Annotated in this window: 6 protein-coding genes; all 6 read left to right on the forward strand. The window is 35.9% G+C overall.

Features of this window, described 5'->3' with window-relative positions:
• The first annotated feature begins 19 nt into the window (after positions 1-19).
• The 6 genes from QUH73_RS05865 (at position 20) to QUH73_RS05890 (ending at position 13,746) form a co-directional block, all read left to right on the forward strand.
• Complete coding sequence (locus QUH73_RS05865; protein ID WP_289529519.1) at positions 20-2,431, forward strand: glycosyl hydrolase family 95 catalytic domain-containing protein; 2,412 nt, start codon at positions 20-22, stop codon at positions 2,429-2,431.
• Between the two features lie 61 nt (positions 2,432-2,492).
• Entirely contained in the window at positions 2,493-4,670 is a 2,178-nt protein-coding gene (locus QUH73_RS05870) for a beta-glucosidase (protein ID WP_289529520.1), read from the forward strand.
• A gap of 68 nt (positions 4,671-4,738) precedes the next feature.
• Positions 4,739-8,836, forward strand: a complete 4,098-nt coding sequence (locus tag QUH73_RS05875) for a hybrid sensor histidine kinase/response regulator transcription factor (protein WP_289529521.1) — start codon at positions 4,739-4,741, stop codon at positions 8,834-8,836.
• A 106-nt stretch (positions 8,837-8,942) separates the two neighbouring features.
• Complete coding sequence (locus QUH73_RS05880) at positions 8,943-10,340, forward strand: sialate O-acetylesterase (protein ID WP_289529522.1); 1,398 nt, start codon at positions 8,943-8,945, stop codon at positions 10,338-10,340.
• 20 nt (positions 10,341-10,360) lie between these two features.
• A complete protein-coding gene (locus tag QUH73_RS05885; protein WP_289529523.1) occupies positions 10,361-11,446 on the forward strand; it encodes an SGNH/GDSL hydrolase family protein in 1,086 nt (361 codons plus the stop codon).
• Positions 11,447-11,667: 221 nt separating this feature from the next.
• Positions 11,668-13,746, forward strand: coding sequence for a beta-galactosidase (locus QUH73_RS05890; RefSeq protein WP_289529524.1), 2,079 nt, complete (start codon positions 11,668-11,670; stop codon positions 13,744-13,746).
• Positions 13,747-13,951: the final 205 nt, after the last annotated feature.

Consider the following 13,951-nt stretch of genomic DNA (forward strand, 5'->3'; position numbering starts at 1 on the left):
TTTTTTTAAGGTAAGTATGATGAATATCAGAATAATATTTTTTTTATTGTTGGCAATGCTAATTCAAGTGTCAACTTATGCACAAAAGGAAAGTGTACCCGAAAAAGGATTTGTAAGTTGGCTGCCTGCAGCCAAATGGCAAGATGCTTTACTGTCGGGTAATGGAACTATGGGAGCTATGGTGATGGGGAATCCGTTTGAAGAAACTATTATTCTCAATCATGCTTTGTTGTACTTGCCCAATGAAACTCCTTTAACACCGCCGGATATGACTCCATATTTGGATGAAATTAAACGTTTATCTTTTGAAGGGAAATATCAGGAAGTGGCCGAATTAGGTGTGAAAATTTGGAAAGATGCTGGTTATGGCAAGAAAAAATGGACAGATTCTTATGTGCCTGCGGCTAACCTAACGATTGATATGCCGGCGTCAAACGTAAAGAATTACCGGCGAATGGTAAATTACGAAACAGCTGAAGCCATAGTTGAATGGACTGACCAAAAGGGAACATTTAGCAGGAAAACTTTTGTTTCAAGGGCAGATGGTGTTGTTGTAACTCAAATAAAAGGAACAGTACCAATAAATGCTCAAATCTCTTTGCATAAACATCCGCACACCTGGGAGCAGAATGGTTTAATTGATTCACTGATTAAAAAATCGCAAACAAATATTGAAAACGATTTGATGCATTATCATGTGGAATATGGTAAGCCGCATTCGCATTCTCCGGATGGTTACGATGGTCTTTTAAAAGTGATTAACAAAGGAGGTGAGGTTTCAAAAATTAAGGGTTGTTATAAAATTGAAAATGCGGAGGAAGTAATCATTCTTACCTGCATTGAACCTTATAAAGGAACCAACGAAGAATCATTGTTAACCATTCAAAATAGATTGAATAATGCCGGCAATAATTATAATACTTTACTGGAGAGGCAAATAAACACTCATGGTGAACTGTACGATAGAGTTTCTTTACAGTTGAACGTTTCGGAAGAAGAAAAAGAAATGACTTCAGAAACATTGGTTTCAACAGTGAGAGGTGGCACCAGCGCAGGGATTATGCAGCGTCAGTTCGAGGCTGCACGTTACAACATCTTATGTTCTACAGGAGCTAATCCTCCAAATCTGCAAGGTATTTGGAGTGGAACATGGACACCTCCATGGTCGGGTGATTTTACTCATGATGGGAATGTAGAAGTTGCTGTTTCAAATCTGCTTAATGGCAATATGCCCGAGCTGATGATGGCTTATTTTGATTATCATGAGCGAATGATGGATGATTACCGAATTAATGCGAAACAATTTTATGGTACAAGAGGTATTCATATCGCAGCTCATACCAGTACGCATGGTCTTAATAATCATTACGATGAAACATGGTGCATGGAATATTGGAATGGTGGTGCCGGTTGGACAGCATCTTATTTTTACGATTACTATCTGTACACAAAAGACAAAGAGTTTCTGAAGAAGAGAGCTTTTCCTTTTATGAATGAAGCATTGATGTTCTGGGAAGATTTTTTAACGATGGGTGAGGATGGCAAATACATTGTAGTTCCTTCTTATTCTCCTGAAAATAATCCACTGGAGCGCCGTTGGCAGAATTGCATCAATGCAACTATGGATGTCATGATCATTAACGAACTAACCCGTAATTGGATATCTGCAGCTAAGATTTTGGGTCTTAGTCGAAAAGAGATACAGGAGAAAGAAGAATTTTTGGGTCATCTGCCCGATTATCAGATTAGTGAAGATGGTGTTTTACGAGAGTGGCTTTGGGATGGATTCACCGATAATCAGGCACATCGTCATGCCTCGCATTTGTACGGATTATATGAGGTGCCGGATCAAGATATTTTGGAGTCGGAAGCTTTACAAAATGCGGCTAAAAAAACGATTCATGAACGGATGAAGATTCGAAAGATGTACCAAGGTGGCGAAATGGCTTTTGGAATGTGTCATTTGGGTTTTGCGGCTGTAAATATGAAAGATAAAGCAACCGCATCCGAGATTCTCGAATACTTGTCTCGTTTTTATTGGACAAATAGTATGGCAACCACACATAATCCGGGTAATCTCTTTAATATGGATATTAGTGGAGGTTTTCCTTCATTAATCACACGCATGATTGTGACTAGTCGGCCTGGATATATTACCGTTTTTCCTGCTTTGCCTGATGACTGGAAAAAAGGAGAGATAACTGGAGCTTTGGCTCGGGGTAATATTAAAATAAAGCGCATTAAGTGGGATGACCGACAAGTTAAAATCCAGTTGTTATCAAAAAACAAACAGAAGGTAACATTGGAAATTGGAAATAGTATTCAATTGACAAATAGTAAAGTAAATGGAGCAAAATATAAAGTAAAAGATGGTAAATTGTTGCTTGATTTAGATCAGGATAAGATGGTTGAAATTGAGATTACCCGTTAATAAGAAGTAAAGGAACGAATATGAAACGTCCGTGTGACAATTGAATAAAAATTATAGATACATGAAAAAACTATTTATATATATAGGATTAACACTTGGAGTGATGACCAATGTAAATGCACAAAGTGATGCAAAAACAGAAAAGAAAATTGATGAAATAATCAATCAATTGACTCTTAAAGAGAAAGTAGCGATGTGTCATGCACAATCAAAATTTAGTTCTCCAGGTGTTCCTCGTTTAGGAATTCCGGAGTTGTGGATGTCTGATGGACCTCATGGAGTGAGAGGTGAAATAAACTGGGATGATTGGGGCTATGCTAATTGGACAAACGATTCGATAACTGCATTTCCTGCACTAACTTGTTTGGCTGCAACTTTTAATCCTGAGCTTTCTCATGAATATGGTGTAGCCATTGGAGAGGAGGCACGATTTAGAAAAAAGGATGTTTTGTTGGGCCCTGGCGTTAATATTTACCGAACACCGCTTAATGGCCGTAACTTCGAATACATGGGAGAAGATCCTTATTTGGCATCTGTTATGGTTGTTCCGTATATAAAAGGAGTTCAGGAAAATGGCGTTGCTGCTTGCGTTAAGCATTATGCACTGAACAATCAGGAAGAATGGCGCGGACATATCAATGTAAATTTAAGCGACAGAGCTCTTTATGAGATCTATCTGCCGGCATTTAAAGCTGCAGTTGAAAAAGGTCATGTTTGGTCCATAATGGGAGCTTATAATCAGGTTCGGGGCGAGCATTGTTGTCACAGCGATTTGTTGCTTAATAAAATATTGAAAGGAGAATGGAATTTCGATGGAACTGTAATTACGGATTGGGGTGGAACTCATGATACCAAACAAGCAGCTTTTAATGGATTGGATATTGAAATGGGAACGTGGACTAATGGATTAACTTCTTCTGCTAAGTTTGCTTACGACAACTATTATTTAGCGGATCCATTTTTGAAAATGATTCAAGATGGCGAAATTGACGAATCGGTTGTTGATGACAAAGTACGACGAATCCTGCGATTGATGTACAGAACCAATATGAACTTAAATCGGTCTCTTGGCCGCATGAATAATGTTGAACATACTCAGGTAGCACGAAAAGTTGCTGCAGATGGTATTGTATTATTAAAAAACAAGAATGAGTTTTTTCCAATTAATCCGGACACGAATATCAAGATTGCTGTAATTGGCGAAAATGCAACACGTTCAATGACCGTAGGTGGGGGTTCTTCAGAATTGAAAGCAAAATATGAAATATCACCATTGGAAGGCATTAAAAACCACTTCAAAAATGCGACTATCCTTCATTCAATGGGTTATGCTTCCGGACCATCAGCTTATGGACGTGAAATACCCTCTGAATTGAATGCCGATTCGTTGGTGAAAGCAGCCTTGGATGTGGCTTCCAAAGCGGATGTTGTTTTATTTATTGGAGGACTGAATAAAAATCATTTTCAGGATTGTGAAGGTGGTGACCGCAAGCATTTCGAATTGCCGTTTGGGCAAAGTGAGTTGATTGATAAATTGTTAAAAGTAAATAGTAATCTGGGACTTGTATTGGTTAGTGGAAATGCAGTTGAGATGCCTTGGTTAACGCAGGTTAAAGGATTAATACAATCATGGTACAATGGCAGCGAGGCCGGAAATGCATTAGCTGATGTAATTTCGGGCGACGTGAATCCTTCCGGAAAACTTCCCTTCTCCTATCCGGTTCAGCTAAAAGATAATGCAGCTCATTATTTTGGAGAGCTATCTTATCCGGGCGATAGTATTAATCAGTACTACAAAGAGGATATTTTGGTTGGTTATCGTTGGCACGACACAAAAAAAATTAAACCTTTGTTTGCCTTTGGTTACGGTTTATCTTATACGGATTTTAAGATATCCGATCTTACTACAGACAAGCAGATTTACTCTAAAGGTGATAAGATAAAAGTTAGTTGCATGCTTGCAAATACAGGTGAAGTAAAAGGATCAGAAGTTGTTCAGGTTTATATTGGTAAGCCAAAATCAAAAGTTGAGCGGGCTCTAAAAGAGCTCAAAGGATTTAAAAAGGTTTCTTTGAATTCAGGTAAAGAAGAACAGGTAGAGATTGAAATTTCTGTTGATGATTTAGCTTTTTACGATGAATCAATATCCGATTGGAATCTGGAAAAAGGCACTTATATTATTTATATTGGTAATTCCTCCGACAACACTATTCAAAAGCAGAAAATCAATATAAAATAGATAATTGGGGATGGTTTTTGCCATCCCTTTTGTATTTTAATCCTGAAATAAATTCATAAAACTTATTTATGTATCGATTAATTGGCATAATCCTGCTTTTTGTTTTATCAAGTTTCTCAATTCATGCAGAAAGACAGTATTCTTTCTTAAAGGTTAATAATGTTGATGGATTAGTTAACAACCACGTTAATTGTATTTATAAGGATACAAGAGGCTTTATTTGGATTGGAACAAGAGCAGGACTAAGCAGATTTGATGGGTTTCAATTTGTTAATTATACACATACAACAAAAGATACAACAACAATAGTCGATAATTACATTGAGAATATACAGGAAGATGTTGATGGAAATTTGTGGATTGGGACTTTGCAGGGGTATGTTGTTTTTGATGTAAATAAGGAAAGATTCTATAGGAATTTGTCAATGTTTATTGGACAAAAAGACTCTTCACAAAATATAGAAGATTTATACATTGATAAGAATAAACAGAAATGGATTAAGCCATATAATCAGAATTATTATCAGCGAGTTGATTCCCTTTCCGGTAAATTGATTAGCGTTTTTCCTGTACATGAAAAAGAAGAATGCTGTGTTGTGAATTTTCAACAAGCCAACGGAGATTATTATTATCTTTTAAGTAATGGAATTATTGAATGTTACGATGGGGTGAATTACAATCTTAAATTTAGAAATGATCATTTATCAGGGAAGTTGGGAGCCGATAGTTTAAGTACAGACCTATTTATTGATACTGAGAATGATATTTGGTTATATGGAAATAACGATGGACTATATAAATATCAAATATCAAATGATAAGTGGAATCATTACACGGTTCATTCAAATAAAATACGTTTAACAAGTAACATTGTAAAAAAAGTTATTCAAGATGATAAAGGACTAATTTGGGTTGGTACCGACCATGGAGGTATAGACGTTATTAATAAGTTTTCCGGAGAAGTAACCCAAATTTATCATCAATCCGATAACGATAAAAGTATTGCTCAGAATTCAATTACCGATTTATATATTGATAATAATAACATAATTTGGATTGGTACATTTAAAAATGGTTTGAGTTATTATCACGAGAGTATTCATAAATTTCCTCATTACAGGCATTTGCTGTCTGATCCATCAAGCCTGCCATATAATGATGTAAATTGTTTCGTAGAAGATAAAAAAGGGAATTTATGGATAGGAACAAATGGAGGTGGACTTATCTATTGGAATCGTCATGCAAATTCGTTTAAAAAATATCAATATGATGAAAATAGTCCCAATTCTTTAAGTAATAATGTCGTTGTAAGTTTATTTATTGATAGCGAAAATGAACTGTGGATAGGAACGTTTACGGGAGGGCTAAATCGTTTTAATGGAAAAATCTTTACACGATATCAATATTCACCAAATAGAAATAACGGTCTCACGAGTAACAATATATGGTCAATTAATGAAGATGATCAGCAAAATTTATGGATCGGCACCCTTGGCGGAGGTATCGTAATATTCGATCGTAACAATGAAATTTTTAAACCTGTTCCGAATAAAGGTAATGTGGATTTGCCAACAAAATTTGTTAAACAGATTTATAAATTGAACAATGGTAATTTCTTTATTGCAACAGAGAGGGGGGTGGTATTTTATGATCTTAAAGAACAGCGTTACAAGCATCATCCTTTTCTTGCAAGATCAACTCCGCTTCCTATTAGTAATAAAACAGTTAATGCGGTTTATGAAGATACCCGCGGTTTGCTTTGGATTGCTTCTCGTGAGGGCTTGATTGTGGTGAATCCAAATACCGGTTTTGTTAAGAATTTTACTGCATCAGATGGCTTATCAGAAGATTTCATCAGTTGTATTTTAGAAGATGAGTTTCAATCGATCTGGGTAAGTAAATCAGGTGGTTTAAGTCAAGTGGTAGTTAATCAGACTTTACCTGGAGAGGAATATTCATTTTCTATTTTTGATTACACGAAGGAGGATGGCTTGCAGGGAAAAGAGTTTAACACACAAGCTGCATATAAAACCTCTAAAAATGAATTGATTTTTGGAGGAAGCAATGGGTTTAATATGTTTCAATCCAAAAATATCAAATACAATCAGATTTTACCAAAAGTTGTATTTACCGACTTTCAAATTTTCAACATAAGCATCAAGCCCAATACCCCAATTAATAACAAAATTGTTCTTAAAGAATCGATTACCTCTGCCAAATCTATTGAGCTGCAGTACTCGATGAATGTTTTTTCCATCGAATTTACGGCACTTGACTTTTTTATTCCGAGTAAAATTAAATATCAATATAAATTGGAGGGATTCGACGATGATTGGGTGTCGTTGGATGCGAATCGAAATCGGGTGACTTACACCAATCTAAACCCGGGAGATTATTATTTTAAAGTTAAAGCATCTAACAATGATGGAATTTGGAATAAGGATTATGCAGAATTACGTATTATTGTGTTACCACCTTTGTATGCAACACCATTTGCCTACTTTATTTATATTTTATTAGGCATTGGAATATTGGGCTATTTCAGATATTCGATGCTTCGTAAAGAGCGCCTGAAATTTAATATTGAGCAAGGGCGCCTGCAAGCAGAACGCAATCATGATATGGATGAAATGAAACTGAGATTTTTAACGAATGTCAGTCATGAATTTCGTACACCATTAACACTGATTTTAACGCCTTTGGATAAATTGTTAAAGCAAACCAGATCCGAATCGGATAAAAGATTGCTTGATACCATTGAGCGAAACGCCAAACAACTCCTTAATCTGGTAAATCAATTACTGGATTTTCGTAAGTTGGAGTTGCATGGATTGCGATATAATCCATCTTACGTTGATATTGTTACTTTTTTAAATGACGTGACTCATAATTTTGAGGATGCCTTTAACAAGAAGCGCATCAAATTCACATTTGAGCATTCGACAGAACATTTTATATTCAATTTCGATAAAGAAAAACTGGAGAAGGTAATGATGAACCTATTATCTAATGCTTTAAAATTTACTCATGAAAAAGGGAATGTAAAATTAAAGTTGGAAATAAAAGATGAAGATGGAATTGTTAATATTATTATTCAGGATAATGGTGTTGGAATAGATGAAGAGGATATTGACAAAATATTTGTGCGTTTTTATCAATCCGAAAACAATAAGAAGCTTGGACTGTCTGGAAGTGGAATTGGATTGAATCTCGCCCGTGAGATGATTCAACTGCACAATGGTATTATTGAGGTGGAAAGCGAACGGGGTAAAGGAGCCAAATTTAAAGTGAGTTTGCCAATTGATAAAACAGTTATCATAGATAATGAAGATCTGGAAAGAGTAGATGAAGATTTTGTTAGGCCTGAACAAGAATCTGAAAGCAGTGAGAAAATCAAAAAACCAATTATTTTATTGGTTGAAGATAATATTGATTTCAGATCGTTTATGAAAGAAGCACTGCAGGAACAGTTTAAGATCTACGAGGCTCAGGATGGTCAAAAAGGATACGATACAGTTCATAAGGTACATCCAGATTTAATTATTAGTGATGTAATGATGCCCAATGTGGATGGTCTTGAATTGTGTACAATGCTTCGTAAAGATATCCGGACATCTCATATTCCGTTTATCCTTTTAACTGCACGAACTGCTGATGAGGATAAAATTAAAGGGCTGGAAATTGGTGCCGACGATTACATAACAAAACCCTTTAATATGGATTTACTCCTTTTGCGGGTTCGTAAATTATTGGAAAAAAGAAGTCAGTTCCAAAAGCAATTTCAAAAAACGGTTGATATAAGTCCAAGCGAAGTTCAGATTACTTCTATGGATGAAAAATTAATTAAAAAAGCCGTTGCAACAGTTGAAAAAAATATTTCAGAATCTAAATTTTCGGTTGAAGATTTAAGCCGTGAGCTAGGTATGAGTCGTGTTTATCTTTATAAAAAATTAATTTCGATAACGGGTAAATCTCCTATTGAGTTTATTAGAATTATCAGATTAAAAAGAGGAATGCAGCTTTTGGAAAAAAGCCAGATGAATATTGCAGAAATTGCCTACGAAGTAGGATTTAATAGTCCGCGTTATTTTAGTAAGTATTTTAAAGAAGAGTATGGTATTTTACCAACGGCTTATGTGAAAAGGCATAAGGAAGATGGAGAATAGCTGCATTTGATGTGGAATTAAAACATTTAGTTACCCTTTTGGAAACATTTGATATGTGAAAATATTGAGTTTGTAATTAATTTAGCCTTTAAATTGAAATGGAGTTATGAGTTCAAAATCTTTAGTTAAAGTAAGCCTTGTGCTTATGTTTTTTTATTTATTTCCTAATACTGCTTATTCCAATGTTTCATTGCCGGCTATTTTTGGCAACCATATGGTGATGCAGCAGAATTCTGAGGTGAAACTATGGGGTTGGGGCAAGCCGATGGAAAAAATTAGAGTAACGGCCTCTTGGGACAATGATACACTAAATACTGTGACCAGTAACAATGCAAAATGGTCGGTAACTTTAAAAACTCCTGAAGCAGGAGGTTCTTATTCAATAAAAATAGAGGGATACAATACTGTAGTTATCGATGACATATTAATAGGTGAGGTGTGGTTACTTTCGGGGCAGTCGAATATGGAATGGAAAACCAGCTTTGGAATTAATAATATAGGAAAAGAGGTTGAAAATGCGGACGATAATGAAATCCGTTTTTTTTCAGTAACACTTAAAACATCACCAACAAAGTGTATTGATGTTTCAGGTCAGTGGATGAAGTGTACGCCCGGGAGCATGAATGATTTTAGTGCTATTGGTTACTTTTTCGGAAAGGAACTGAATAAGGAACTTAAGATTCCTGTTGGGTTAATCAGCTCCAATTGGGGTGGAACGCCAATTGAAACATGGGTTCCGGAGCAAGAGATATTGGCTTCGAATGAGTTGACAGAATCTGCTCAAAAGGTGCCTTATTTTCCTTGGGCACCCAATATGCCTGGTTGTGTTTACAATGCAATGATAGCACCAATTATGCCTTTCCCAATGAAAGGAGTTTTGTGGTATCAGGGAGAAGCGAATGTTGATAATTCAGCAACATATACCAAAACCCTTGAGACATTAGTAAGAAGTTGGAGGAAAGGTTTTAAAACTGATCTTGCTTTTTATTATGCGCAAATAGCTCCTTTTACTCACTATGCTAAAGATGCAGGAGTAAAAATCCGTGAAGCGCAACGCCGTGCTTTAGAATCTATTCCAAATTCGGGAATGGTTGTAATGAGTGATATTGGTGATACTCTTGATATCCATCCACGTAATAAAATTGATGCAGGGAAGCGATTTGCACATCTGGCACTTAATAAAACCTATAAGTTGAGTGATTTTCCAGCATCAGGACCGCTTTTTAAGACTTTTTTGATTAAAGGATCAGAAGTAGAAGTAATTTTTGATTGTGCAGAAGGATTGCATTGTGAGAAAGCTGATTTGCCCTATTTTGAATTATCAGGAGAGGATGGAATCTGGTTTTCAGCTCAGGCTTTTATTAAAAATGATAAAGTACTTGTGAGATCAGAGGAAGTTAGGAATCCTGTAAATGTGAGATTTGCTTGGACCAATTCAGCCACACCAAAACTTTTTAGCAAGGATAACTTACCGGCTTCCTGTTTTACTACTATTGATTTTTGAAAACCATATAATTTTTATAAATGAGAACTATAGTAAAGAATTTTATTTTATTGTCCTGCGTGTTTGTTTTTGGATTTTGTAATGTTCAAAATCAGGATATTGCATTCGATCAGCCAAATTTAACTTACGAAGGTCGAATCCTGTTTCGACCCGATGCTGCGGAGCTTTCATGGTCGGGTTCTTCGGTAAGTATTCAATTTGAGGGAAGCAGTATTTCAGCTACTCTGCAGGATTTGGATACGGCAAATTATTACAATGTAATTGTGGATCGTAAGGTGATTTCGAAATTGCATACCGATACTTTGAAAACAAAATACATACTGGCCTCAGGCTTGTCTGAAGGAACACATCAAGTACAATTGTATAAACGCACCGAATGGGATAAAGGGAAAACATTGTTTTATGGTTTTGAATTACCCGTGGATGCAAAACTTCTGCCGGCGGAAACGCCAAAAAAGAGAAAAATAGAGTTCTACGGAAACTCCATTACCTCTGCGTATGGAAATGAAGATACTAGTGGAAAAGATCGTCCGTATGGTTATTTTCAAAATAACTATGAATCATACGCAGCTATTACAGCAAGATATTTTAATGCTCAATATCATTGTATTTCTAAAAGTGGTATCGGAGTATTGGTTAGTTGGTTTCCATTGATTATGTCCGAAATGTATGATCGAATCGATCCAGATGACTCAGTTTTAAAATGGGATTTTTCCAAATATACACCTGATGTAGTAGTAATTAATCTTTTTCAGAACGATTCATGGATCGTAAATATCCCCCAAAATGAGCAGTTTAAAAATAGATTTGGTAAGGAGGCACCCGATTCAACAACTATTATTGCAGCCTACAAAGATTTCGTAAGTTCCATTCGCGGTAAGTATCCACATTCGTCTATTATCTGTACCCTTGGTAGTATGGATGCAACCCAAGAAGGATCTAAGTGGCCTGGATATGTACAAACGGCAGTAAGTCAATTAGAGGATGATAAGATATTCTCTTGTTTTTTCCCGTTTAAAAATTCAGGCGGACATCCAAACGTTAAGGAACATCATGCAATGTCTGACCAATTAATCGGGTTTATTGAAGAAAATATTGAATGGTGATTTAGAGCCTAATATAAAAACTGCACTTAAATTGATATCATTAGCGTATTATTAAGGACCAAATGCAGTTGAGAGGTAGTGTTAGGAAACTAGTACTACCTCTCTTTACAAAAGTTATTCTGTTAATAATCGATCTTTGGTCTAATCAGAAGGCATTGAAAAAGTTTAGCTTACGGTTTAGGCAGGACACCAAAATTGAGAAGATCTAATAAAGATAAAATATGGCAAATAAAATTAGCTTACTGGCATTATTAATCAGCAGTTGGATTGGTGTTGTATCTGCACAGGAATATTTCCCAAAGAAGGATTTGATGTCTGTTGGTGTGTATTATTATCCAGAGCAATGGTCACCTGAACAATGGGAAAGAGATATCAAAAATATTGCCGGGCATGGATTCGAATTTATTCATATGGCAGAATTTGTCTGGGCTCAGATGGAACCATCTGAAGGCAAGTATGATTTCGCATGGCTAGATAAAGTAGTTGAGTTGGCAGATAAAAATAAGTTGAAAGTGATTTTGGGAACACCTACGCCTTGTCCTCCGGTATGGCTTGGAATTAAGTATCCCGAAATCTATATTCAAGATGGTAATTATCAATCTAAAGAACATGGCACCCGTGCAAATATGTCATTATCCAACCCGGTTGTTTTGGAGTATACACAGAAGATTGTGGCGGAAATAGCCAAACATTATGCACACAATAAAGCTGTAATGGGATGGCAAATTGACAATGAGCCAGAGGCTAAGGAAGATTACAGTCCGTCTGCACAATTGGCATTTCGGGAATGGTTACAAAATAAATATGCAGATATTACTGAATTGAATAAGGCATGGGGAACGGCATTTTGGAGTCAATTGTATTCATCTTTTGAGGAAGTTAGAATTCATAATGCTCAAAATGTTGGTTGGTGGGGTGCAAATCCTATTGCTTTATTGGATTTTAAACGTTTTACAGCTGATACGCAAGCGTTTTTTTTAGATTTTCAGGCAGAAGAATTGCGGAAATATATAGATGAGTCACAGTTTATAACCACAAACTATGTAGCAAAAGGCAGTCAGACGGATCCGAAAAGAAGTAAAAAACTTGATTTTGCTTCATTTACAGCTTATCCCAATTATGGAAGTGATAATTTGGGTGAGTTAGGTTTTCGTTTAGGGGATCACACCGTTTTAATGTATGCCAATGATTATTATAAGTCGGTAAATGGTATTACAGGAGTTATGGAACTGCAGCCCGGACAGGTAAATTGGGCGAATTACAATTCATTGTTGCAGCCAGGAACCGTTCGTATGTGGTTGTGGCATTGTTTTGCAGGAGGGAGTTCTTTTGCATGTACCTACCGATACAGGCAAGTACTTTTCGGTGCCGAGCAATATCATCACGGTGTGGTTCGAACCGATGGTGTTACTTTGAGTCAGGGAGGAGTGGAGTATGTTCAGGTTATGAATGAAATGAAGGAATTGAGGAAAGAGTACAGTGAAAAATCCAAAATACCTGAAGCTATTAAAAAGAGAAAAACAGCTATCATGTGGTCGTTTGATAACCTTTGGAATTTGGAAAGACAGAAACAAACCTATCAATGGGATACTTGGAAACACATGCAGCGTTATCAGGAAATTCTCCATTCGTTTGGCGCACCTGTTAGTTTTATTTCAGAAGAAGATGATTTTGATGATTTTGAATTTATTATTGTTCCTGCTTATGAGATGGTTGATGAGGCGTTGGTTCAGAAATGGAAAAAGTTCGTTTCAAAAGGAGGTAAGCTTATTGTTTCACCAAGAACCGGAGCTAAAGATAAAAATGCTCATTTATGGGAAAATAATTTATCTGGCATTATGAATGACCTAATTGGAGGAAAGATTCATTCATTTGATATGCTTCCATCCGGAAAACAAGGTACTATTTTAATGGATGGGAAAAATTACAAATGGAGTTCTTGGGGCGATTTAATTACACCAAATAATAATGTGGAAGTTGTGGCAAGTTATGCCGACCAATTTTATAAAGAAACAGCCTGCGTTTTAAAAAATAAAATTGATAAAGGGCAAGTTTGGTATATTGGAACAGAATCTGTTGATGGGGATTTGGAACGAAATATCCTGAAAAATATATATCAGCAAAATAATATTGTGGTAGAGAATTATCCTGAAGGTGTTTTTGTTCAGTACCGCGATGGTTTTATGGTGGCTGTTAATTATTCTTCCGATGAGTATATTTTAAATTATAATGGAGATTACCTGATCGGAGATAAAGTGCTAAAACCAGCAGATGTTGCCGTGTGGCGGATTGAAAAATAGATATTGAATGTTTTTATGAGATGTCATCATTACCCTATAATGATAGAATAGATTGAAATTTTAACCACGTAAAGTATTTATGTGGTTTTTTATAGAACCGATTTCTAAATTTGCGTGTGAGTAGAATTACTATAATCAGAAAATTTAAGCAGGAGCTGATAATGAAATGTTTCGCGGCAAAAATAGAAATATGCTAAAAAGAGAA

Origin of the sequence: Labilibaculum sp. K2S (assembly GCF_030372765.1) — a bacterium.
GTDB lineage: Bacteria > Bacteroidota > Bacteroidia > Bacteroidales > Marinifilaceae > Labilibaculum.